We start from the raw sequence: 24,078 nt of genomic DNA, 5'->3' as shown, positions 1-24,078 counted from the left end.
TCTGCCACCGCGTCCGTTTACGATGCCACGCAACCTGGCGGGCGGGTAACCGCTGCGGCTCGGGTTGTTTCACTTGCAAGGCAACGAAACCAATCGAAGGAGACAGCAAATAATGACAGCACGTTTTATGACCGATCCGCAGTCGATGCGGGATATGGCGCGCCGTTTTGAAGTGCATGCTCAGACCGTGGAGGACGAGTCTCACAAGATGTGGGCGTCGACGCTGAACATCGCGGGTGCGGGCTGGAGTGGGGCGGCTCAGGCGACGTCCTTTGACGTCATGGGGCAGATGAATCAGGCGTTTCGCAACATCGTGACCATGCTGCACGAGGTTCGTGATGGGTTGGGTGCTGCTGCCACCCGCTATGAGCAGCAAGAGCAGACTTCTCAGCAGATCCTGCAGGGTAGCTAGCTCCGAAAACCGCTGCTGTCCCACTACTTTCTCATTTACTTTACTAATTCAGGAGGACGATAGTTTATGCCCAGTATTAACTACCAGTTCGGGGATATTGATGCGCATGGTGCAACGATCCGCGTACAAGCGGCATCGTTGGAGGCCACGCACCAGGCCATCTTGGCGAGTGTGCGTGATGCCGCTGACTTTTGGGGTGGACAGGGTTCGGTGGCATGTGAGCAGTTCGTCAGTGATTTGGGTCGCAACTTTCAGATGATTTATGAGCAGGCCAACGCTCACGGCCGAAAGGTGCAAGCTGCCGGTAACAACATGGCTGACACGGACCGCTCTGTCGGTTCCAGTTGGGCCTAACCTAGAGTCACCTCAGCGCCGCTCCTACCAAAGTCGACACCGGGCAGCCCATCGGCATCCTCACTACCCGCTTAAAGCAATTGAGTAGCAAACCGGCAGGTAGTCGAGGGTGCCGCGACGAATTTCATGGCAATAGGTTCCGGATCACCCTCCAGCTCAATGAATTTCAGCCTGGACATTCACTCGGTGAGGAAGCTATTGACCTCCATACGAGCCAGGATCGCGCCCAAACATAAATGCACAGCGTGGCCGAAGACCAGATCCTTGTTGGACTCCACACTCGATGTCGGAGCAGAACACATCCTCACCGTGGTTGGCCGATACATCAGGTAACAGTACCGATTCTCCTGCTGCGATGGATATTCCATGCACAGCGGTGTCTTCTGCAGCAATGCGCATGAACTGCTTGACCGGAATAACCCAACGAGTTATCTCCTCGGTGGCTATTGGCATCAAGCCGAGATTTTCGCACAGACGCGCAAGTTGGTCCGCATTCTCGATAAGTGCGTGCAGGACTCCGGAGATGGTTTCGCTACTAGTGGTGTCGTGCCCTGCGGTAGTCTCGATGCGAGAGTAGGACACGATGTCAATATCTGACAGCAGTGCACCGTCGATACGGATCGTTGGCGATTGTCGACGCGAAATCCTCGATTGGATGCTTGCGGTGCGAAGCGTTCACACCATTGAAGTAACCGAACGTGCCTTGCAATGCCGGCAGCCTACCCTCGTTCGTGTAGCCACGCCTGAACTGACTCTCATCGTTACCGAACCACTCCTGGGTCAGCTTGACCATGCGTGGGAAATCGCACTCCGGTCCGGGCGGCCATCATCTTATTGACATAACTCTTGGCTAGTTCGTTGATGCGCACTTTTAGTGCCCACATTGCCTTCGGGCGAAGCCATTCCGTACCAATCGCCGTACCACCCAGTGCCGCGGATGTCCAGGTGAATCAGTCTGCGTACACTCATGGCAGCCTACAGCTAGTCGGCCACGTCGGTCAGCAAGACCGGACGTGGCCAGTTGGTGAATAGCAGGGCTATCACATTCGATGTCCATAATCTCGGCATTCTTGGTAATCACCTAGAACGGGCGGTAGTTTGGCATATCGACCCAGGGATACTAAAGCACGAGCGCACAAATGAACTAACGCCGCGTACAATCGCTAGTCTTCGTTGTTACGTCAACGGATCTGCCAGTAACTTGGCAGCCTCACCAATTACCGTTACACCTACTCAGGAAGCGCTGGTGGTCACTGCCAGTTCAGCCTGAGCTTGCCGCTACTCGGAAAATATCTTGGCATCGGCATCACGAAGATCTACTGATATTTCTACAAGAAGAATACTCTGCTAAACACGATGATCGACCGCACTTGAACCAAGTATGTGTTTACCACCCCCTATGCGGAAACCAGCAACGGGCGCGAGACGTTGCGAAGCCATGCACGTCTGATGCGTAAAACGTTCGTGGGCAACCAAATACTGTGCGATCTGATTTTGATTCAAGCCGCTCTTACTCCCAAAGCGGCACTATTGAGTGCGCAAAAGATGGAACGGGTGATCGCCAATCTGATTCAGGCCGACTTGTCATCTGAAGACGCCTTTGAAGCCTATTCCTCGTCTTCGGTCCACGTCCGCGGATCAGTAGTTCTGTCCCAACTGTGCGAAAGAACCAGCCGATAGATAGCGGTTCACATGCCATCGAGGACGTCGTGGCCGTCAATCCCACAACTACTCTCCGCTGATCAATTGAGTGATCAGAAAGGGAGATCGCATTGAGAACCTTGATGAAAACAATTTCGAATACGGCCTCAACCGCATTCTCGACGACGTTAGCCGGGTGATCGACGAAGCACACATGCAGCCAAGTCAACCGGTCAACGCCGGTGAACTAAGGTGACCGGGGCTAGTTGATGCGCATAAGAACCTTCAGCCCGCCGTATTGTGCTGACACTGTCGAGATCGCGGACAACTCGCTTCAGCAACCGCGACACGCACGACCAAGTGATCGATCAACGGAATAGCTGCGTCAGCAAAGTGTTCCGATATCGCAGCCCAGTCGAGTTCATCGTCGTGTTTCTTGAGAGCAGATAGTACCCCGCAGATGGTCCTATAGCGACTGATCGGACTAGCCCCCGGTCGCGAGGAACATCCACCCAGGTGTGTAGTGGGTCATCTGTGACATCAGCTGGACGAACTTTAGCGATTCCGCTACAACACAAATGGCCCTATACAACTCATAGTTGAGGCGAACCGTTCGCTCGTCGTCGCTTCTGGCACAAGCGTCTTCCCGCTGGGCTTAGATATGTTTGAGTTCCAGCATTTGGTCGATAGTGTTGTTAGCCGCGGACCACGCAGCAAGCTGGCAACCGACGGATCTCTGCACGTTCGCGACGTCGGTGAGATCTTGCTAAGTCACCGATAGGATCATAAAGCCGCAGTGCTACTGGACCAGCAGATCTTGTACGCTGAGGACGAACAGTATTTCACAAAACGGTGTGACGCTGCTCCCCAAATCTGCTGCCAATTGTTCTAGACGAGCATACCGTCCTGCTTCATAGATGGCATCCAAGATCCTGTTGCAGACAACGCGTGCAATGTCCTCGGGAAGTTGTTGTTGCGCAATGAAATTATGGAATACTAGCCGGTAGAAGCTGCTACTCGTTAAGCAGCCGTTTACCGGTGGTAGACTCCTGGACTTCGCTGGTTCCTTCACCGATGAACAAGAACGGCGCATGGCATATCAGCTGCTCGATTGCATCATCCTTGCAATCGCCGCCGTGCATCCGGAAACCCTGCTGGGTGATCTCGGAACAGAATTCGCTGGCAAGGTATTTAGCCATATCCGCAGCAAGGTCGTTGCATTCGCCTGAATCCTTCAGCCATGCCGTGTTGACCAGCATAAAATACACGACTTGAGCTTTGGTCGTCATTTCGACGGATTGGAACGCGATGGCTTGGTGCTCTGCAATCGTCTTACCGAATATGCAGCGTTGTTGAGCATAGCACACCACAAGCTCTTGCCGACACGTTGACGCGGCCGACTTCGATACCACCCATCATCTAGACCAAGACTCGTCCCTGGGACACCGCCAAGGATGTCGTCTACCCTTGTCAGATAGCCATCGAAGATGAGTCTGCTGGTTTCGATGCCTTTCCCAGCTTGTCGATTTCGCCGGATCCTGTTGTCTCTGAAACTACTTCATCGAAATCAGCTAGCTTTTTTACCAGAAACACGACGAGGCTGCGATGCTACTTCTCAGTGCATTCGTCGATGCGTACCATACAGAAACTAGCGTGGCATTAGCGCCGTTAGTCAGCCACGTCTTATGGCCGTTGATGGTGTAAGCGCCACCCGGGCTACGCGCCACCCGGGTTCAGATCGCCGCCACACCAGAACCCGGTTTCGGTTCTGACGTCGAAAACACGCCACGGTACTCACTGGCAGCCATGCGCGGCAGGGAACAATGCTACTGCGTCTCGGTGTCATACTGGCGCAACAGATATGCCACTACGGCGAAATGGGTATTGACCACTCAGGATACACTTGTCCAGCCGCGCTAGCGTCCTCGACTCACAATGCATAGGTCAATAGTGACTCCTCCAGGCCGCTAGCCACCATAAGTCTGCGGAATCATCAATCCGAACAGACCCAATATCCCGCATCCGGTCTACAATGCCCTGTGCATAGGTATCACTGCGTTCCAGTTGTAGCATGTTGGAAATGACTTCTTTGTCGACGAATTGTCTTAACTGTAGCAGTGATATAGTTCTGATAGGCGATGGTCAAGCCCAAACACTGGATTAGGACGTCCACGGTGTCTTATCCCAGTATGGGAGCGGGTGCGCTGACGATATGAGTGCCGTCGAGCAATGCCGACATACCGAAGGTGAAATACCATCCGAAACCGAGCAAGAACAATGGATTGCCAGTTGCCTGTTCGTCATCGGCAACCTATTCGAACGTGCGGTATCGCTCAAAAAACGGTGATTTGTGGTCTCGTCGGTCGTGTAATGAGCTAACCAGCAAGCAAACAACCCGGAGAACATGTCACGATACTGATACCGGACACCTTCGTCGCCAAAGCCAATACCGAGCGCCGCGGTGAGCGCAGTTACCGCTGTCCCGATGCCTGTCACCTCAATCCAGTAGCGAAAGTGCCTTACCGTCAACACCACAACCATGAACGCAGCCTCATCAAGAGTGGAGAAATCCTGGCCTGTACTGGCCGCAGATAGCATTACCCAGACACTGGCATTGCATCCCATTTACCTGCGACTCAGTCAATAACCCGAGGTTTCCCGTCATGGCCAGCACGACATATGAGGCCACAACACACATCCCAGGTCGACAACACATGGTTGATCAGCGCTCCATGATTGGCCGGACCAGGTGACGAGTGCGAATCCGACACTCGTATTCACAACGTAATCCACGCCGGTGAAACTGTCGTCATACCCAAGCAGCTGAACATGAATAACATTCGGCAATCTTGACAACCAAATGATCATAACTTGGCCCAGCCAAGCCAGCTACGTTAATGATGACGACGCTGTCGCCATCGAAGATCAGCAGTTGGACGAGCTGTTATCCTTCGGCCCAGTGCAAATAGACAATGGTCGAAAACTTTCCCTTGTTCAGAACGGTTCAACAGATCGATGTGCCATCAGCCGCCAGCATTGTACTTGCTAAGGCAACGCTGACCAGATCAATGCGGATCACCTGCGCGCCAAGCTGACTTAGCGTTATACTACACAACGGTACGGCGACAAAACTGGACATCTCAACAACACTGACACCGGTCAGCGGCAACTCAGAGCCATTACAGACCTGCTCGCAAATAACAGCTTGGGGCATGGTCGCTCTACTGGCTGCAGATGTATCGACCGCTAGTGACTTCTATAACGGTTCCGACCACCTACGATGACAGATCTGAAGCGAAAAACAATGCGAAGCTAGCCACTTGGCTAAGTCCCCTGACTCGCCTCATCGGGACCTTCCACTACCTTTACGTCCCAAATGCGTCGCGGTATTGCTTCGGTCATGGCTGAACGAATCAACCCAGGAGCGATCATGTTTATCCGAATACCTAGTTAGGCAAGCTCTTTAGCGTCGGCCTTGGTCAGCCTCACAATCTCGGCCTTGGCCACCGAATAGTTGGTCTGACCGACCATACTAATCTTGCCTCGACGCCGAAAGCATGTTCACAATCGCGCCATGTCTGTTAGCCTGAATGATTGTCGCCGACGTCCTAGTACTGTTTCACGTCTCCTTCAGGTACACCACAATGAACTCGTCACAATAGTTCTTTGGTCATCTTGCACATCGTCACATCACGGGTAATCTCGGCGTTGTTTGACCATGATGTTCAGCCCATCGAATTGTTCGAAAGCCGTTCAAACGAGGCAGCGGCACAGGCCACATCACATCACATTGCATTGCCAAGGGTCATATCTTGTGCCACCCAATTGCTCCGCCGCAACTCCAGTCACCTCAAGGCTCACGTCGCCGAGCACCATTCGCACCCTCTGCGATGAACTGCTCGGCAATGCCCAGACCCAGAACCTTGTGCACCGCCTATGAGCACCGCGATCGGACCGCTCAATAATGCCACCTGGATCATACACCCCTAGCCACTAGTGCCCTAGCTTCAGGCGCTCATCAATCAAATACCTTATTTCATATAGGGCATTCTATGAAAGAAATTAGGGATACTGACCGGATCCCTACCGTTCGGCAACGTCCGCATTTCGCCTGTAGCATCCAAAGACTTCGCCCATGTCGTCACTAAGGCGCTGTGCGCACTCCAAAATCATCTGAGTGCGGTTTATGAACTAAATGGCTCGGGCCGACACTGGACCCCAACGAACTCGCCGAGCAATACGCACAAGCCCTGAGGCGGCCCGTCACCGCGGTTCGGCCACCTTATAACAATTGGCTCGAGGTATTCGAGGAGGTGGGCCTGGGCCCCGCATATTCAACAACACATCGCTACCATGGTCAGGCTGGACCGCAAAAACCACTACAACCGCTCAACCCGCGATGTTGAAGGCATCCACCCACCACATCGCACAGACGGTACAGCGCTACGTCGAACAACACCGCGATCTGTTTAGCTGAGAAGTGCGGGCGGAGGGAGTCGAACCCACATGCTCTTTCGAGCACCGGCACCTAAAGCCGGCGCGTATACCGTTTCGCCACGCCCGCGGAACCTCGCGATCCTATCGCTTGCTTTGTCGGTGGTGCGGCATAGCATGGCTCTCAGTGACCGACCAAAGGGAGCAACGTGCGGTCTGCAGAGGAGTTAGAGGCGGCTAGGCACCTCTTCGCAACTGATGTAAACAATGTGCGATTGCGTATCAGCTCAATGTGCCGCGACCGATGGATACGGGACTGACGACGCCGACCACAGATTCGACCCGAGGTTAGCGAACGGACCGAGCTGCGGAGTCGGTCATGACTTTTTCGCACTTCCGACCGCGACATACTGTACATATTCTCGGCCTCCATCTCACGATGCCGCCGCCTGTGGCGTCTGATGATCACTCGCACCGCCATCGACATGTCGTTGATGGCCAATCAGCGCACACCTTGCAGGTAGTCTAATTGATTAATCTATAGCAGTTGCCTCATTATACTCAAAGTATTAGCCATGTCTGCTGCCTCAGCGTGGTCCTGGTAAGCAACACTCAAGGTCGATTCGGTTGGAACCTTGACAGGAGCGGCTCGTCACACAAGCAACGAGAGAATATTTTCGGCTTGATCGATAACGACGGGTGCTATGTGGTCGCCATGACCATGGCGTCCAAAGCATGCAATACTACGTTTTCAAACCGATCCGAGACAGTACCCATGAACTGTTCTGCGCGGCGCTCAACAACCTTTGGAGTCCCGTGGACGCGACCATACAAGTACGGCGTCGCCACTCTACCGCAAGGCCGCGGTGACGCTCCTTGATGAATTCGTCGACCCCAAACCATGAGCGGTACCGTCAAGGAGTGTCCGCCATACGTCGTCGCAGGCCCGCACTGATAGCTTTAGTCATCATTACTGCCTGTGGCTGTCTGGCCTTGGGCTGGTGGCAATGGACCAGGTTTCAGTCAGCCTCGGGTACCTTCCAGAATCTCGGCTATGCGTTACAGTGGCCTCTGTTCGCCGGGTTTTTCCTCTACGCGTACCACAACTTCGTGCGCTATGAAGAGTCACCCCCGCAGCCACGAAACGCAAACTATGTAACCGAAATTCCACCTGAACTGCTGCCCGCTCGCCCCGAGCCTGCACAGCAGCCACCCTACGATCCCGCTCTACGAGAATACAATGCCTACCTAGCCGAACTAGCGAAGCAAGACACCAAAAAGCAGAATAGGACCACCGCATGACCACGCCCGAGGCACCCCAAACGCCCGTTTTTCCTGTTAAGAAGATCCGCACCGCCCTACTCGGTTACCGAATTATGGCTTGGACAACGGGTACCTGGCTCATCGCACTGTGCTACGAGATCGTCTCACACCTCGCCTTCCACCACGAAATCCGGTGGATCGAAGTAGTACACGGCTGGGTGTATTTTGTCTATGTGTTAACGGCGTTCAATCTCGCAGTCAAGGTCATATGGCCGATCGGCAAAACGATCGGTGTACTGCTGGCCGGCACCATCCCGTTGCTAGGCATAATCGTCGAGCATTTCCAAACCAAGGACATCAAGACGCGCTTCGCGCTTTAGGCACAGTCAAACGTGAAGCCGGCTGCACACTCGGGCTGTGCGAACATACGAACAGCGTCACGTTTGCGCGACAAGCGCCCGCAGCGCAGGCACCAGCAGCGCCAACGCACGACCGCGATGCGAGACCGCGTCCTTCTCCACCGGACTTAATTGAGCCGCGGTGCGGCCTTCCAGCTCAGGACCATCAGGAATGAAGACCGGGTCATAGCCGAACCCACCGTCACCACGCGGCTCCCTAGCGATCGTGCCCGGCCACACACCTCGAACGACGACTTCGTCGGACTCCGACACCAGCGCGCAGACCGACACGAATGCCGCGCCGCGCCGCTCGTCAGGCACATCACGCAACTGCGCCAGCAGTAGCCTGGTGTTTCCGGCATCGTCGCCGTGGCTACCCGACCAACGCGCCGACAGCACCCCCGGCATGCCGCCCAGTACGGCCACCTCTAAACCGGAATCGTCAGCCACACTCGCCAGACCTGTCGCTGCGAATGCATCGCGCGCCTTGGCCAGAGCGTTGTCCTCTAAAGTTGCGCCAACTTCGGATGCCTCATCGAAAGATTCCACGTCGTTCATCGATACAAGCGTCAACCCCGACAACCCGCCACCGTCGAGCACGCGGCGCAATTCTGCCAGCTTTTTCCGGTTGCGGCTGGCAAGCAACAGCCGGGTCAACTTCCGAACGCCTTCGGTGGTGGCGGTCCATCGGGCAGCACACCCGGGTACGGCAACACCAACGCATCGCGCTGTGCGGTAAACAACTTGTCGCAAGCACCCAATGCCATGTCGAGCAGCTTGTCCAGCGTCGAACGCGGGAACGTAGCACCCTCACCGGTCCCCTGAATCTCCACCAACGTCCCGGTGTCAGTCGCAATGATGTTCATATCAACCTCTGCCCGCGAGTCTTCCCCGTAGGGCAGGTCCACCCGAATCCTACCGTCGACCACGCCGACGCTGACCGCGGCGATAGCACACGATAACGGCCTGGGATCTAATAGCCTACCCGCCACCGACAGGTAAGTCACCGCGTCGGCCAACGCCACGTAAGCGCCGGTGACGGCCGCTGTGCGAGTGCCACCGTCGGCCTGTAACACATCGCAGTCGACGGCGATGGTGTTCTCTCCAAGCGCCGCCAGGTCGATACACGCCCGCAATGACCGTCCAATCAACCGACTGATTTCCTGGGTACGCCCGCTTAGCCGACCTTTCACCGATTCGCGTTCTGAACGAGTATGGGTGGCTGACGGCAGCATCGCATACTCCGCGGTGAGCCACCCTTTTCCGGATCCTTTCCGCCAGCGCGGCACTCCCTCGACGACACTGGCGGTACACATGACCTTGGTTTTGCCGAATTCAATAAGCACCGAACCCGCCGGGTGTTCGGTAAACCCGCGGGTGATAACCACCGCACGAAGCTCGTCGTCAAGGCGACCGTCTTCTCGTTTGGACACGCAGCAACCCTAGCCCGTCGGCGATGCGCGCCGGCACGGCGTGGGTATAGAAAAGCAGGCAACCAACCTGGGACGAGATCTTAGGACGGCTCAGAGTCGTTCGGGAGCTTGAATATCGAATGTCTCACCGGACACCACCGCATGAACCGGGCCATCGAACTCCGCTTTGGCCTCGCTGATCACGCCCTCACGTGAAGTCCACGGCGGGATATGCGTCAGCAGCAGCTCGCGGACACCTGCCTGTGCCGCGACCTTGCCGGCCTCGGTGCCCGACAGATGCAGATTCGGTGGCCTGTTCGACGCATGCGTCCAAGATGCTTCGCAGAGGAAGACATCCGCACCTCGAGCCAGTTCGACGAGCTGATCACAGCGACCAGTGTCACCGCTATAGACCAATGATGCACCGCTGGGATCGGTAATGCGCAAGCCGTAAGACTCCATCAGGTGCGCTACCAACCTCGGCATTATCGTCAGCGCTCCCAGAGTCACCGGTTCGCCGTCAACCCAGTGGTGCATATCGAAGATGTCAGAGCAATCGTCGATCTCGCCACCGTACGGTGACGACGCAGCACCCAACCGCGACCAGGTATCGCTTGGGCCGTACAGCAATGCCTTGCCGACGGGGCGCGACGGGTGATAGCGACGCCACACGAACAGTCCGGGCATGTCCAAGCAATGGTCGGCGTGTAGGTGCGACAACAGCACATGCACCGAGCCGGGATCCGCGTGCCGTTGCAGTGCACCAAGCACTCCCCCGCCGAAGTCAAGAACCAGTGGCGGGGTGTCCGGTGCTCGGAGCAGATAACCCGACGCGGGCGAGTCCGGACCCACAACACTGCCGGAGCAGCCGAGCACGGTTATTCGCACGGTCACTACTGTGCCATGCTCGATGCCAGGATGCGGAAAACATTGCCCATTAAGGTGATCAGAATCTCTTGCACCGACCTAGTGGACACGAGAATGAGGCTGCACCGGTTGAATGCCACTCACTGCGGTACCGAGAAATCGCGCAGCCAACCGAATGAAAGCCTCGGGGTCACCGGTGGCTTCGAAGATTCGGGTGGCGGGCGGTGCATCATGCGGACGAAGCAGATCCCTTTCGGTGAGCACCCGCAGCACTTCCTTGGCGGTCTCCTCGGCGCTAGAGACCAGCGTGACGTCTTCGCCCATCGCCAGTTGAATCAGTCCCGACAGCAGTGGGTAGTGCGTGCAACCCAGCACTAGAGTGTCAACTCCGGCGCGCTGTAGCGGCTCCAGATAGCCCTCAGCCAGTCCAAGCACCTGACGACCGCTGGTCACGCCGCGTTCGACGAAGTCGACAAAACGTGGGCACGCCACCGCGGTGATCTCAGTGTCGCGGGCAGCGGCGAACGCATCTTGGTACGCGTGCGAGGTGATAGTGGCTCGGGTACCGATGACCCCAATGCGGCCGTTACGGGTGGCGGCAACCGCCCGGCGCACTGCCGGCAAAATGACCTCGACGACAGGCACATCGTAGCGCTCACGAGCATCGCGCAGGCATGCCGCAGACGCAGTGTTGCATGCAATCACCAAGATCTTAACACCATGGCCGACCAGGTCGTCACCGATGGCAAGCGCGTGCGCACGAATCTCGGGGATAGATAGCGGTCCGTACGGGCCGTGGCCGGTGTCGCCCACATACACAATGTCCTCGTCGGGAAGCTGGTCGATGATCGCCCGCGCGACCGTCAATCCGCCAACACCGGAGTCGAAGATCCCGATGGACAACAGCGGCGAGCTCATATCTTCAAGCACGGAGAACTGGTGCCGACTTTTTTGAGTACGTGGTTCTTACGTTTCGGCGCAGATAACAGATACGTGATCACAACACCTACGATCAGGCCACACAAATAGACTTGCCACGACACGCCACCGCATCTACCGAGAACCAGCATAGCAACCAACAGCACACCACTGGTGGTGAATAAGACCACGCGCCCCATGATGATGTCTGCCACTCTGCGAACAAACAGCCCGAACGTCAGAAAGAAAACCAACCAGCCGAAGATCAGACCGGAGGTCCCGATGTGCTCGATCGTGCCACAGCTGCTGCCCACATTGCCGACAAGCCAGGTGCCGAAGCCGCCGAGGACCCATACCATCGCGGTGGCCCAAACGAATCGGGGCGATCCAGCCAGTATCATCAGAAACCCAAGTGTTAGCAGCGGAATCGTACTGGCTATCAGGTATTGCCAATTGGCGTACAGTATGGAGACGAAGAGGCTCCCATAGGCCGTCAGTTTTCAGCGGCCTGGCCCTATTGGTGTCCAAGGAATGCCAGGTCAGTTGATCAATCACCTCGACGAGATAGCCTAACGCCACGAAGGTGAGGATCGTGACCCCGCTCACCACCCACTGGGATCGCTTTTTAGTTTCTACCATCGGCTTGGGGCCTTTGGCCGGCTGGGTCATGAGAGCCACTCCTCCTCATCATCACTTCACTCTGCATCGTCGCCGGCGCGGGTCATCCCCATAACTGCCCCTCCAAAGCGTTCTCGACATCATCCAGGCTACCGGTGTAGGCGCCGGCAAACAGATACTTTTCAGCCGACGTCGGCGACCACCAACGCAATGTCAGCTCGCTCACCGGCCGCTATCCCATCATGAGGGCTGCATACAGCAACGCACAGACTGAGATGCCAGCAAAGATGCCCTCGGAAGCCGCACGCTCTCGGATACAACGCACAGCGTCGGCGGTATAGGATGGTCAGCACGTCCGAGTCATACAGCTCGGGCACAAATCCTTCATTGATGTTGCACAGCGCATGCTCCCCTTAGCCATAGCGGAGTTCGGCGGCCACGATTTTAACGTCGGGAGCACGCTGACACAGAAATCGGCCAGTGCCCACCAGTATGCCCGTGTGCCGAAAACCAGCTACGAAGTGCGTAATATTGGGCAGGCTGGCAAGCAACTCGGGGCCCGGTGCCATGGCAGTACGCTTCAGTGTTAGCTAGGCTGTCATAACCTATACAGCATCGCCAACGACGGATTGGCAGCGACCAGATCTTTGGCGGTAGCTACCGCAGTGTTCACTCCACCTTCGGCCGGCGAGAAAGCGATCTACGCACCATAAAACTCTAGCAGCTGGCACCGCTCTACTGACGTGTTCTCGGGCATCAGGCCGATCAGCTGATAACCCTTGAGCCGAACTTCCATTGCCAACGAGATACCAGTGTTACGGCTGACGGGCTCGCGGACCGTCGCATTCGGCGCCAGCAACCTTGTCGGCCTCGGCCTGCTTGATCATCCGTAACGCGAGCCGGTACCTTGATCGACACGGTCGGATTGCGTTCCTTGGGCTTAGTCCACAGCCGCACGTGCAAGTCATCTCCCCATCATGGGGATAGCCTCTGCAGGCTGACCTGCGGCGTGTTGCTCGGGGCGGCCAACGGTGAATCGTCATAGAGTCATGCTCTCCGCTCACCCACCCGCCACGGCGGGCAAGATGCTAACCGAGTCACCGTCAGTTACTCCGGTGTCTAAACCTCCGAAAAACCGCACGTCCACATCATTGACACATAAATGCCTACAAGACAGTGTAGCGTGCCATTATCGATCAGGCGCTCGAAGATACCCGAGTAATTGCACTCTAAATCGCTAACGACCGCACCCAGTGTGTGGCTGCTGGCAGGTACAGGCTTCTGACCACCGGTAGCGGGCTGCACAACAGTCGAGGCAGAAACGGCCCCACTCATGCGAGCCTTTCTCGGACTCTTGGGAAATTTTCTTTAGGGTCTGTTCAGTGCTTGTTACATGTATAGTGGACAGTGATGGGTTTTTCGGTGACAACATCATCGATGATACGATAATTGCGCAGCTCATAACCGTCTGGGTTGCGAATGGAAGCCGTCACATAGTGTACGTCCAATTCAACGGCCAGGTCGATATGCGTACGGTTAGGATACACCTCGGTCGCGGCATGCGGGCGGTAAAAGATAATGGTGTTCCCCACCCGCATCGTCCATCGACAGTCACACGTGGAACTGTTCTTACGCGTCGAATTGGTAGAACGTCAGCGACCGCTCGGCGTTAACCAGCGGGATGTGACGCTCAGGGTGATCGGAACCCTATGGACCGGCCAGCACCCTGCACGCTTCGGCAGGGTGATCCTGACATGTGTGAGAGTCCTTATCACATCCACCAAGTTATCACTAGTCACCAACAACGATTGCCTTCTCCACTTATAGTCCCGAACGCTCCGGGAAACACGCCGCGGTAAGTCGGTATTCCAGCAACCGACTCGGCGGCCAGCACCGCAACCAACACCGCACGAGCCAAGCAGTCGGCCGCAGCCGCGCTGACCGCATTGATCAGGCCCGTCTCCGGTGACATCGCGGCAGGTAGATCAGCCGTCGCGGCGGCCTCAACTGCCCCGGTGGCGAGCGTAAACACTGCGTCGCCGTCCAGCGCAGTGTGTGCCGGCCGAATAGTTCGGGCCAGGCCGTCGTGGGCAGCAATGGCGACACTCCGGCACGCCGCCGGGCACAGCGCAGCGTCGGTCGCTACCACTCCGATCGTCGTGTTCAACGCGCTTAACGGGGAAGTTAGCTGCGCAAACCTAGCGATCTGCTCGGACGACGGTGGCCGCAGACCGAACTCGTCGACTAGATCCGTCATCCAGGGCAGGCCGGTGGTCCGATTAACAACGTCGCCAGCCGAGTTCACCACCACCACCGCGCCCACTGTCACTCCCAACTCCAGCGTGATCGACGCGGTGCCAACACCTCCCTTGAGCGCACCAGCTCGCGCCCCGACCCCGGCGCCAACCGTTCCGACCGCGATAGGGCCGTCGAAGGCCGCCGCAGCCGCTTGGTAGCCGAATTCCGCCGTCGGCCGGCAGTGGAAGTCTCCGACCGACAAATCGAAAATCACAGCGCCCGGCACGATGGGCACCACTCCGCCACGCATCACCACGCCGCGATCGTGTTTCTCCAACCAGCGCATGACACCGTCAGCGGCTGCCAGACCGTAGGCGCTGCCGCCGGCAAGCAACACCGCGTCAACGAACCGCACACTGTTGGTCGGGTCGAGCAGATCGGTCTCCCGGGTGCCCGGCGCCCCACCCCGGCAATCGACCGCACCAACCGTCCCGGGCGGTGTCAACACGACGGTCACACCGCAGGCCCAGCCTGCACCGAGGGACGCGTCGGGATCAAGCCTTTGATAATGACCAACCTGGATACCTGCAACGTCGGTGATGGAGTTCATCGGCGCTGCCGTCAAGATCATCGGGTCTCCATCAGCGCCAAGACTAGGTATTCCTGCAACACCGTTAGCCACTGGTAGACGTCAAAATGCGCGGACAGCGTATGGCCGGCTGGCGCACGCTCGGGTCTCTGGGGACTGATCTCGAGCATGACTCCCAGCGCCAATCGAAGGTCGTTGACCGCAACAATCCAGGCGTTAGCACTTTCTTCGGTCAGTTCCAGCCGGCCGCCGCTTTCCGGAACCGTGTCCAACAACTGCTGTGCAGCAACGCGTTTGGCATCGATGATCTCGGGTTCGTGCAGACCGCGTAACGCGGCGTTCAGGTTATCAGCGGCATCGAGAGCCAAGGGGTCTAAGCGGTCCTTATCCTCTGGCTTGTAGAAATCTGGCAGCAACCGACACAGCGTCGGATCCCCTGGGCGCTGCTCATTCCCGACTTTGATACCGGTTAGTGCCTCGAGTTCTCCTGACGGCGAGGAAGATTCGCGCTCGTTCAGCAAACCAAGCATCTTGGCGACGAGGTTCTTGAGCACAGCAGCCTCGTGCGGCGTCAAGGCAGACCGAAAACGGAGACCGCCGGCGGTCTCGACGCGCTTCCATTTATGCACGAACTAGCCCGGATACTGGAGGATACCCTCGGATCTCACCGATCCTGCTGCAACGTCGCACATAAACCGGCGGCATGCAGCTTGGACACATCGACCTCCATGGACTCCCGGCTGCCAGCCGACACCACTGCCTTACCTTCGTTGTGTACCTGCAGCATCAACTTAGTGGCATGCGGCTCGCTGTAGCCAAACAATTTCTGGAACACATACGTCACGTACGTCATAAGGTTGACGGGGTCATCCCAGACAATCGTGACCCATGGACAGGCCGTGACGTCTACCAGAGCGGACTCGCGTTGCGAGGTTATGCCCGGCCTCACCTTCGGCTCTGTCGGCGCTGATGTAACAACCATGGCATACACGATACCGAACTTGTGCTGCCAGCCGTTACCTTTGCGGGATGAACGACTCGGTCTTAGCCGGGTTGCTGACCGACAGGCACGAGTTGACCATGTTGGCGGCAACGTTGCGCGAGGGCACCGCTCACCGCCGGATCATATTCGAAGTGTTCGCCCACCGACTCCCGGAGGGCCGCCGTTACGGAGTGGTCGCCGGAATCAGCCGATTATTTAGAAGCTTTGCCACAGTTCCGGTTCGACGACAACGCCTGCCAGTTGCTGTCCTACTTTCTCGACTCCGGCACGTTGAACTATCTACCTACACGCGGTTTTCGTTTCGGCGGTGACATCGACGGATACGCCAAGGATTGAGCTCTGCTTTCCAGAGTCACTCAAATTTTTATCGGTGCGCGAAACCTTCGCCGAATACATGGTGATCAAAACGCTAGTATTGTTGGTTTTCAACCACAACACTGCGATCGTGTCTGCGGCTGTTCACATGGTTGGTGCTGGCAAGGAACACCTGCTAATCGAAATGGGATCACGACGGACCCACGAGCACGCCGTCGTCGCAGCGGCGCGCTCTGCCGGCTTCGCCGTAACAATCTACCCTCGACGCCCAGCGGCGCTACGGAGTACCGACCGGAGGCACCGCCGCCCACGCGTTTGCAACGCTACACAGTCGTGACGACGCCCCACCCGAATCAACGAAACTCGCTGCGTTCGTACCCAGGTCAACGCGCTGGGCGTCAGCACCACACTGCTGGTGGACACCTATGACGTGACGACCGGTGTGGCCAATATGGCAGCCGCCGCCAGTCCGACGCTGGGTGCCGGTCCATATCGACTCCGGCAAGCTGAGGGTACTGAGTCGCCAGATTCGCAAACAGCTCGATCAATTAGGCGCTACCGAAACCCGCATCGTGGTGTCCGGCGATCTCGACGAGTTCTCTATCGCCGCGTTGCGTACCTAGCCTGTGGACAGCTACGGCGTCGGCACGTCGCTGGCCACCGGCTCGGGCGCACCAATGGCAAGCATAGTCTACAAACTGGTTGAAGTTGACGGCATGCCGGTACAGAAGCGCAGTAGCTACAAGGAATCCCGCGGTGGGCCGGCAAAGAGACGCTGCGGCTGTTCGACACGCTCTCGGAGGTGGTGCCACGGCGTTGGTGCGCTCTGCTAGTGGCTCTTGGAAGCGCCCGTTTGCGAACCAGCGCGGTGACACCGATGGCGGCTCGGGAGACGTGCGGCGAGGCGGTGGCGATGTGTGACCTGACTCTGAATGACCACTACACCCAAACCGCGCTGAGATACGGAGCCGGCAATTTAGGACGGCTTCTCGAGTACTGTTCGTGCCGATGACCAGCTAGTGACAATAGTTAATGAGGCACTCGAGGCGTTGCTGGCGTGTGACAGCACGTTGCCCATGCAAGTGCCGGCTCGGCTTACGCTCGAGCTTTGCTGTAAAGGGGTGCTGGCAGCAGCCAACCAGATCAGCGTGCAGGAATAAGAAATAGCTGCGCATGGTCAGCGCCCCGAAGAGCTTGTTGTTGGCCATGAACAGCCGCCAGTGGTCAACGTTAGGCCCCGACCAGATTGAGAAGGCGGTCGCGGCCGGCAAGGAGGTGGTATGGATCGCCCGCATCGCAGATGACCGCGACATGGAGTTCTAGGGTTAACACCTGCCGTTCATCGCGCACAACTTGGCGACTTTCAAGCGTTTGATGCAGAGTACCCAGATATGTGACCGGTTTGCGGACGAACTGCACCAACCACGCCACGTACGGAAGGAGGCGGTGTTCTGCACCATGCGGGCCCTGATGCCAGAGTCACTTTTACTGCGCAGTCATTCTGACCCGGTTAGTGGATGACAGCCTAGCTCAGCTCACCGATGTCGGCCGCAAGGCCACCACGCTACAATCAGGCATGGCTGCCGGCGCATGTGTGGATGCTCACCGAAACAGACCAGCTCGACGAGGCCACAGTGTTAGGTTCTCCGCGCTTGCGGCCGACGGCTTCGCGGCGTTCGTGCACACCAGTGGGTTGACGTCGGTCTATGGGCTGCACCATTATGTCGCTTGCAGTCGGCGACAGCGTCGCCGCAAACCGACTGTACGGCCTGTTGCTCACCCTATGCGGATCACCTGCACACTATTTCTCACAGGAGCCGCTGCCTCGGCTCCAAGCAGGCGTTCCTGGGCTTCGCCGTCGCGGCGACCCGGCCGCAGCAAGGATACCGTGCGCCACCTTGAACTCCCGCTGGCGCACAACGTCGAGATCGGCTCGATCTATGTGACCCTACGAGTACGCGCAGCACGCTGCTCGACAGAACTGACCACGCGGATCAACAGAAGACGATAGATCTGATAGACCACAAGCTTGCGCTGGTGCGACGTAATTGGCATGCACGTCGGAGTCGAACGACTCACGCGACTGCACCAGGAGCATCAAGCGGCCTCTAGAACCGAAGCCGGTGTACGACTGAACAAGACTGGATAGCGTTGCGCAATCCGTCGAACTGAACCGGCCCGACCTGCGCACGGTAGCGGTGCCCGACGGAATGATCACGATCATGTTCTCCGACACCGAAGGCTCAACGGTACTTACTGAGCAGCTCGGTTACGAGCGGTGGCTCAAGCTGCTACACAACCACAACGCGGTCATCCGTCATCACCTGACAGTGCACCGCAGCTTTGCGGTCACATCGCAGGGCGATGGATCTAGAGCTGCTTTCGGCAGCGCCAGCAGCGCGGTCCGCTGTGCGATAGTGATCCAGCACGACTTCGCTGAGCGTCGCGATCGTACCGGTAGCCGGTTACCACATGTCTGGATCGGACTGCACGCTGGCGAAGTGATCCGCGAGCAGGAGGACTTCTTTGTTCACAATGTGATCTTCGCGGCACGAATCGCGGTGAAGGCAAAGAACGACAAGATCCTTGTTTCGTCGGTGCTGCGCAAACTAATCGCCGGAAATCAGGAGTTTCAGTTCGGTGACGCACACGAGGAGCGGCGCAAGCGGCTGCAGGATCCGCAGCAAGTCCATAAGGTGTGGTGGAGACCACCTGCTAGGCGAGGGTGACCAGACCGAACTCGTTGCTGGCCGCGAGCATCGGATGGCGCGGCAGCACGCGCACCGTGTATCCGACCACTCCCGCCAGTGGCAGCAACGTAGTCGTCGAAAAGATCTCGTTGCCGCCCTCGGCAGTATCTGTGTGCGCCATCTCGACAGTGACCGGATCCAGCAACATGTCACTGCTGTCCACCCTGCCGAGCACCGCCTGCACCGTCACCTCGCCGGGATCTAACCCGGCCAGCTGCACGGTGGCGGTCAAGGTCAGCTTCAACCCAAGCACTGGGGTGTCGGGCAAACCGGTGCTGTCGACATCGGTGATGTCAATCATTGGCCATGCTTCTTCTACGCGCCGCCGATAGGCAGCCAGCTCACGGGCCGCGCTGAACACCTCGCCCGCCGTATCGTCGCCCTCAGGCGCCGCGACCGTCCTGCGCAGCGACTGCGCCGCGGGCAGATAGTAGTGTTCGACATAGTCACGCACCATGCGGGAAGCCAACACTTTCGGCCCAAGTGTTTGCAAGGTGTGCCGCACCATCTCGATCCACCGCAGCGGGACCCCGCGTTCGTTACGTTCATAGAACTTCGGTACCACCGCATGTTCTAGGAGATCGTAGAGCACGCTGGCCTCCAGATTGTCGCGACGATCCTCGTCCGCCACGTTGCTGGCAGACGGTATCTCCCAACCGTTTTCGCCGTCATACCACTCGTCCCACCAGCCGTCGCGGATGGACAGATTCAATCCGCCATTCAGAGCGCTCTTCATCCCTGAGGTACCGCACGCCTCCAACGGTCGCAGCGGATTGTTTAGCCAAACATCACAGCCCCAATATAACTTTCGGGCCATCGACATATCGTAATCGGATAGGAAGGCGATACGGTGGCGTACCTGCGGCCGGTCAGCGAACCGCACCACCTGCTGGATCAGCGCCTTGCCACCGTTATCAGCGGGGTGCGACTTACCGGCGACGATCAGCTGAATCGGCTTGTTGTCGTCGAGCAGCAGCCGTTCTAACCGATCCGGATCACGCAGTATCAGGGTGAGGCGCTTATACGTGGGAACGCGGCGGGCGAAGCCAATGGTCAACACATTCGGATCAAAGGCCGCTTCGATCCAGCCCAGTTCGGCGTCCGACGCGCCGCGTTCCAACCAGGAGCGACGCAGCCAAACCCGAATGTCATCGATCAGCTGCGAGCGAAGTCGCGAGCGTATCCACCACAGATGGCCGGGATCGACTTGTTGCAATCGTAGCCAGACACCGGAGTCACTGAACGAATCCGATCCAGTCAGTTCGCGTCCCAGCTGTAACCACTGGGGCGCCGCCCAAGTATGTGCATGAACGCCGTTGGTGATCGACCCAATCGGCACTTCGTCTTGGTCGAATCCGCGCCACAGCTCGCGGAACATGGCCCGGCTCACGCGGCCGTGCAGCTGTGAGACGCCGTTAGCCCGTTGCGCCAGCCGCAGACCCATATGGGCCATGTTGAATTTGGTCGGATCGTCCTCGGCGCCAAGTGCGAGAATTCGCTGCACAGGCACACCCGGCAGCAGCGCCGACGCCCCCGGCCCATCGGACCCATTAGGATTGCCATCGAAATAGCGTCGCACCAGCTCTACCGGGAACCGGTCGATACCGGCAGGAACCGGGGTGTGCGTGGTAAACACCGTGCTGGATCGCACGACTGTCAGTGCGGTGTCGAAGTCCAGTCCCGAATCGGTGACCAATTCGCGAATGCGTTCGGCTCCGAGAAATCCGGCGTGGCCCTCATTCATGTGAAATACTTCAGGGGCGGGCAACCCCTCGATGGCGGTAAACGCGCGGATCGCCCGCACACCACCAATACCGACCAGAACTTCTTGCTTGATGCGATGCTCCTGATCGCCTCCGTAGAGACGGTCGGTGACACCCCGCAGATCGTGCTCGTTTTCCGGGATGTCGGAGTCCAGCAAGAGCAACGGAACACGGCCCACCTGCGCAACCCAAATCCGAGCCCGCAGCTGTGCAGAGTCAGGCAAGGCCAGCTCCACCAGCACAGGATCGCCGTTGTCAGCAATGAGCAGCCGCAACGGCAGCCCTTGCGGATCTAGCGACGGATAGGTCTCGTGTTGCCAGCCATCCACGGTCAAAGACTGCCGGAAGTACCCGGAGCGATAGTAGAGGCCCACCGCAATAAGCGGCACCCCTAGATCGGAAGCGGCCTTCAGATGGTCGCCGGCCAAGATGCCGAGGCCACCCGAGTAATTGGGTAGCACCTCAGCAACGCCGAACTCCATTGAAAAGTACGCAATGGCGGTCGGCATCGCAACACCTGCCTGCTGGTGCCGATACCATCGCGAACGGCTTAGATAGTTGTTCAAGGCGGCAGCTGACTCATCAAGTTGGTTCAGAAACCCTTCGTCGAATGCCAACTCGTCGAGCCGTGACGAATTCACCACCCCTAGTAGCGCCACCGGATCATTGCCGCACTGCGCCCACAGCGTTGGGTCGATGGCTGCGAACAGATCTTGCGTCGGCTTGTCCCACGACCACCGCAGGTTGGTCGATAGCTGTTCTAGGGCTGCGAGGCGGTCGGGGAGGTGAGCGCGGACGGTAAAGCGGCGAAGGGCTTTCACACGTCATCACCTTACTGAGGATTCCGGTGTACGCATGACTACTTAGCAACCGTTTGTCCGCGGGAGTATGACTAGCCACTAGGGTGGGTATCCGATGGCTAGTGGGGCATTCTCCGGCAGAGTACATGGGGTCGCCCTCGTGCGGGTCAGCCACGGAGTAGAAGGAGTGATGGTGCCCGGTCGGGTCGAGATCGATAATGTCGCACCGGTCGTCTCCTGCGGCGTTTATCCCGCCAAAGCCGTAGTCAGCGAGATAGTCCCGGTCAGCGCCACGGTATGGCGAGAAGGCCACGAAGCCGTCGCAGCCACCCTAGTCGTCCGCTATCTCGGGCTGCGCTATCCGCTCACGACAGAAACCCGCCGGATCAAAGCGGCCCAGTCCCCCGAAGCAAGCCCGACAACCACACCCGCACAGACCCAACGAGTAGAACCGCTACTGATTCACATGACAATGGGTCAAGAACCCTATGTTTTTCACGGTCAGTTCACCCCCGATCGCGTCGGATTGTGGACTTTCCGAGTCGACGGCTGGGCCGACCCAATGCACACTTGGCGACATAGGTTGATTGCCAAGTTGGACGCTGGTCAGGGTGAGACGGAATTGTCCAACGATCTTTTGATCGGAGCCGCGCTGTTCGAACGTGCCGCAACCGGTGTGCCGCGCGCGCTGCGCAGTCCGCTGCTGACGGCCGCGGCAACGTTACGGACCCCCGGAAATCCAGTGACTCGCACCGCGCTGGCACTGGCACCCGAAATCGATGAACTTTTGACAAACTACCCGCTACGGGAACTGGTTACACACGGCGAACAGTTCGAAGTATGGGTGGATCGGCCGTTGGCCCGCTTCGGCTCCTGGTACGAAATGTTTCCACGCTCGACCGGCGGCTGGGACATCGACGGAAACCCGGTGCACGGCACCTTCGCCACCGCAGCCGCAGCACTTCCGCGTATCGCCAACATGGGATTCGATGTGGTGTACCTGCCACCGATCCATCCGATCGGCAAGATACATCGCAAAGGACGCAACAACTCCCCTACCGCCACACCGACAGATATCGGATCTCCATGGGCGATCGGTAGTGACGAGGGCGGCCACGATGCGGTTCATCCAAGCCTGGGCACTATCGATGACTTTGACGACTTCGTCGCCGCGGCACGTAACCTGGGCATGGAGGTGGCTCTGGACCTGGCGCTGCAATGTGCTCCGGATCATCCATGGGCCAGAGAACATCGACATTGGTTCACCGAATTACCTGACGGTACAATCGCTTACGCGGAAAATCCTCCGAAGAAATACCAGGACATCTATCCCTTGAATTTCGACAACGATCCTGCTGGCCTCTACGACGAAGTGCTGCGCGTAGCGCGACACTGGATCGACCACGGCGTCAGGTTCTTTCGAGTTGACAATCCACACACCAAGCCACCCAACTTCTGGTCCTGGCTGATCGGTCAGATCAAGACTACCAACCCCGACGTACTCTTCTTATCCGAAGCCTTTACGCCGCCGGCACGCCAGTACGGGTTGGCCAAGATCGGCTTCACGCAATCCTATACCCATTTCACCTGGCGTACAGCTAAGTGGGAGCTCATCGAATTCGGTAACGAAATAGCCAAACTCGCCGACTACCACCGGCCGAACCTGTTCGTCAACACCCCTGACATCCTGCACGCGGTACTCCAACATGATGGCCCGGGCATGTTCGCGATCCGCGCTGTGCTGGCGGCAACTATGAGTCCGACTTGGGGAGTGTACTCTGGTTATGAGCTGTTCGAGCATCGTCCGGTACGGGAGGGCAGCGAAGAATATCTGGATTCGGAAAAATATGAATTGCGTCCGCGCGACTATGCTGGCGCACTCGCCGAAGGCAAATCATTAGAACCATTCATTAAGCAGATCAACGAAATTCGACGGCTACATCCCGCACTACAGCAGTTACGCACCATTCATTTCCACCATGTGGACAATGAGGCCTTACTAGCATATAGCAAGTTCGATCCGGCCACCGGAGACTGTGTACTGGTAGTGGTGACACTTAACGCATTTGGCCCTGAAGAAGCGACACTGTGGTTAGACATGCCCGCATTGGGTATGGATACCTACGAAAGGTTTTGGGTGCGCGATGAGATAACTGGCCAGCAATACCAATGGGGGCAAGCGAATTACATCCGCATCGATCCGAAACAGGAAGTCGCTCACATCATCAACATGCCACTTCTACCATACGAATCAGGAATCGCGCTGCTACGCAGGAGGTGAAAGGAAACGGAGGGAAAGAACG

Annotated in this window: 18 protein-coding genes, 1 tRNA gene and 9 pseudogenes; 11 read left to right on the top strand and 17 right to left on the bottom strand. The window is 57.7% G+C overall.

What is annotated here, in order from left to right; translation table 11 throughout:
- Positions 1-112: 112 nt before the first annotated feature.
- Positions 113-412 (top strand): WXG100 family type VII secretion target, encoded by a 300-nt coding sequence (locus MUBE_RS04110; protein WP_116539434.1) that lies wholly within the window; start codon positions 113-115, stop codon positions 410-412.
- Between the two features lie 66 nt (positions 413-478).
- A complete protein-coding gene (locus MUBE_RS04105; RefSeq protein WP_116539433.1) occupies positions 479-766 on the top strand; it encodes a WXG100 family type VII secretion target in 288 nt (95 codons plus the stop codon).
- 63 nt (positions 767-829) lie between these two features.
- On the opposite strand, the pseudogene MUBE_RS04100 reads toward MUBE_RS04105, so the two are convergent.
- Positions 830-1,984: pseudogene (locus MUBE_RS04100) on the bottom strand (cytochrome P450).
- Positions 1,985-2,029: 45 nt separating this feature from the next.
- On the opposite strand from MUBE_RS04100, the pseudogene MUBE_RS19870 reads away from it, so the two are divergent.
- Positions 2,030-2,663 (top strand): annotated as a pseudogene (locus tag MUBE_RS19870) (TetR/AcrR family transcriptional regulator C-terminal domain-containing protein); the annotation flags it as partial.
- Positions 2,664-3,420: 757 nt separating this feature from the next.
- On the opposite strand, the pseudogene MUBE_RS04085 reads toward MUBE_RS19870, so the two are convergent.
- The 4 genes and pseudogenes from MUBE_RS04085 to MUBE_RS04070 form a co-directional block, all read right to left on the bottom strand.
- Positions 3,421-4,580 (bottom strand): annotated as a pseudogene (locus MUBE_RS04085) (acyl-CoA dehydrogenase family protein).
- A gap of 831 nt (positions 4,581-5,411) precedes the next feature.
- Positions 5,412-5,621 carry a CoA transferase gene (locus tag MUBE_RS17105; protein WP_243632815.1) on the bottom strand — a complete coding sequence of 70 codons (210 nt, stop codon included), beginning with the start codon at positions 5,619-5,621 and terminating at the stop codon, positions 5,412-5,414.
- 61 nt (positions 5,622-5,682) lie between these two features.
- A pseudogene (locus MUBE_RS17100) lies at positions 5,683-6,387 on the bottom strand (SDR family oxidoreductase).
- A gap of 501 nt (positions 6,388-6,888) precedes the next feature.
- Positions 6,889-6,971: transfer RNA gene (locus MUBE_RS04070), tRNA-Leu, on the bottom strand.
- Positions 6,972-7,762: 791 nt separating this feature from the next.
- On the opposite strand from MUBE_RS04070, the gene MUBE_RS04065 reads away from it, so the two are divergent.
- Both MUBE_RS04065 and MUBE_RS04060 read left to right on the top strand, forming a co-directional pair.
- Positions 7,763-8,143: a hypothetical protein gene (locus MUBE_RS04065; RefSeq protein ID WP_116539582.1), complete on the top strand. Its 381-nt coding sequence runs from the start codon at positions 7,763-7,765 to the stop codon at positions 8,141-8,143.
- Positions 8,140-8,484, top strand: coding sequence for a DUF3817 domain-containing protein (locus MUBE_RS04060; protein WP_116539581.1), 345 nt, complete (start codon positions 8,140-8,142; stop codon positions 8,482-8,484). Before MUBE_RS04065 ends, MUBE_RS04060 begins: the two co-directional genes overlap by 4 nt.
- Before the next feature lie 57 nt (positions 8,485-8,541).
- On the opposite strand, the gene MUBE_RS04055 is transcribed toward MUBE_RS04060, so the two are convergent.
- From MUBE_RS04055 to clpS, 11 genes and pseudogenes are all read right to left on the bottom strand, one after another.
- A complete protein-coding gene (locus tag MUBE_RS04055) occupies positions 8,542-9,159 on the bottom strand; it encodes a non-canonical purine NTP pyrophosphatase (RefSeq protein ID WP_116539580.1) in 618 nt (205 codons plus the stop codon).
- On the bottom strand, positions 9,156-9,935 hold the full coding sequence (gene rph, locus MUBE_RS04050) for a ribonuclease PH (protein WP_116539579.1): 780 nt from the start codon (positions 9,933-9,935) through the stop codon (positions 9,156-9,158). Before rph ends, MUBE_RS04055 begins: the two co-directional genes overlap by 4 nt.
- Positions 9,936-10,025: 90 nt before the next feature.
- Positions 10,026-10,808 (bottom strand): cyclic nucleotide-degrading phosphodiesterase, encoded by a 783-nt coding sequence (locus tag MUBE_RS04045; RefSeq protein ID WP_116539578.1) that lies wholly within the window; start codon positions 10,806-10,808, stop codon positions 10,026-10,028.
- 72 nt (positions 10,809-10,880) lie between these two features.
- A complete protein-coding gene (gene murI, locus MUBE_RS04040) occupies positions 10,881-11,699 on the bottom strand; it encodes a glutamate racemase (RefSeq protein ID WP_116539577.1) in 819 nt (272 codons plus the stop codon).
- Positions 11,696-12,368, bottom strand: a pseudogene (locus MUBE_RS04035) (rhomboid family intramembrane serine protease). Before MUBE_RS04035 ends, murI begins: the two are co-directional and overlap by 4 nt.
- A 52-nt stretch (positions 12,369-12,420) precedes the next feature.
- Positions 12,421-13,346, bottom strand: a pseudogene (locus MUBE_RS04030) (pyridoxal-phosphate dependent enzyme).
- A gap of 31 nt (positions 13,347-13,377) precedes the next feature.
- Positions 13,378-13,652 (bottom strand): annotated as a pseudogene (locus tag MUBE_RS04025) (MoaD/ThiS family protein).
- Positions 13,653-13,696: 44 nt separating this feature from the next.
- A pseudogene (locus MUBE_RS04020) lies at positions 13,697-14,078 on the bottom strand (Mov34/MPN/PAD-1 family protein); the annotation flags it as partial.
- A 34-nt stretch (positions 14,079-14,112) separates the two neighbouring features.
- The gene (locus MUBE_RS04015) at positions 14,113-15,165 is read right to left on the bottom strand and encodes a P1 family peptidase (protein ID WP_116539590.1); all 1,053 of its coding nucleotides are present in this window, start codon (positions 15,163-15,165) and stop codon (positions 14,113-14,115) included.
- Between the two features lie 17 nt (positions 15,166-15,182).
- Positions 15,183-15,773 carry an oxidative stress transcriptional regulator AosR gene (aosR, locus tag MUBE_RS04010; protein ID WP_116539576.1) on the bottom strand — a complete coding sequence of 197 codons (591 nt, stop codon included), beginning with the start codon at positions 15,771-15,773 and terminating at the stop codon, positions 15,183-15,185.
- 35 nt (positions 15,774-15,808) lie between these two features.
- The gene (gene clpS, locus MUBE_RS04005; RefSeq protein WP_116539589.1) at positions 15,809-16,126 is read right to left on the bottom strand and encodes an ATP-dependent Clp protease adapter ClpS; all 318 of its coding nucleotides are present in this window, start codon (positions 16,124-16,126) and stop codon (positions 15,809-15,811) included.
- Between the two features lie 47 nt (positions 16,127-16,173).
- On the opposite strand from clpS, the pseudogene pncB reads away from it, so the two are divergent.
- From pncB to MUBE_RS03990, 5 genes and pseudogenes are all read left to right on the top strand, one after another.
- A pseudogene (pncB, locus tag MUBE_RS04000) lies at positions 16,174-17,223 on the top strand (nicotinate phosphoribosyltransferase); the annotation flags it as partial.
- Positions 17,224-17,481: 258 nt separating this feature from the next.
- Complete coding sequence (locus MUBE_RS15490; protein WP_165849689.1) at positions 17,482-17,622, top strand: hypothetical protein; 141 nt, start codon at positions 17,482-17,484, stop codon at positions 17,620-17,622.
- 13 nt (positions 17,623-17,635) lie between these two features.
- Entirely contained in the window at positions 17,636-17,785 is a 150-nt protein-coding gene (locus MUBE_RS15485; protein ID WP_165849688.1) for a hypothetical protein, read from the top strand.
- Between the two features lie 190 nt (positions 17,786-17,975).
- Positions 17,976-18,473: a hypothetical protein gene (locus tag MUBE_RS03995; protein WP_116539575.1), complete on the top strand. Its 498-nt coding sequence runs from the start codon at positions 17,976-17,978 to the stop codon at positions 18,471-18,473.
- A gap of 187 nt (positions 18,474-18,660) precedes the next feature.
- Positions 18,661-19,191, top strand: coding sequence for an adenylate/guanylate cyclase domain-containing protein (locus MUBE_RS03990; protein WP_116539574.1), 531 nt, complete (start codon positions 18,661-18,663; stop codon positions 19,189-19,191).
- Here the strand turns inward: MUBE_RS03990 and glgP are convergent.
- Positions 19,178-21,796 carry an alpha-glucan family phosphorylase gene (gene glgP, locus MUBE_RS03985; RefSeq protein WP_116539573.1) on the bottom strand — a complete coding sequence of 873 codons (2,619 nt, stop codon included), beginning with the start codon at positions 21,794-21,796 and terminating at the stop codon, positions 19,178-19,180. The two genes, MUBE_RS03990 and glgP, sit on opposite strands and share 14 nt — an antisense overlap.
- Before the next feature lie 172 nt (positions 21,797-21,968).
- Between glgP and MUBE_RS03980 the strand changes: the two genes are divergently transcribed.
- A complete protein-coding gene (locus MUBE_RS03980; protein WP_207801647.1) occupies positions 21,969-24,056 on the top strand; it encodes an alpha-1,4-glucan--maltose-1-phosphate maltosyltransferase in 2,088 nt (695 codons plus the stop codon).
- The last annotated feature ends 22 nt before the right edge of the window (positions 24,057-24,078 follow it).

Origin of the sequence: Mycobacterium uberis (genome assembly GCF_003408705.1) — a bacterium.
Classification (GTDB): Bacteria; Actinomycetota; Actinomycetes; order Mycobacteriales; family Mycobacteriaceae; genus Mycobacterium; species Mycobacterium uberis.
This window is presented reverse-complemented; position numbering and strand designations above follow the sequence as displayed.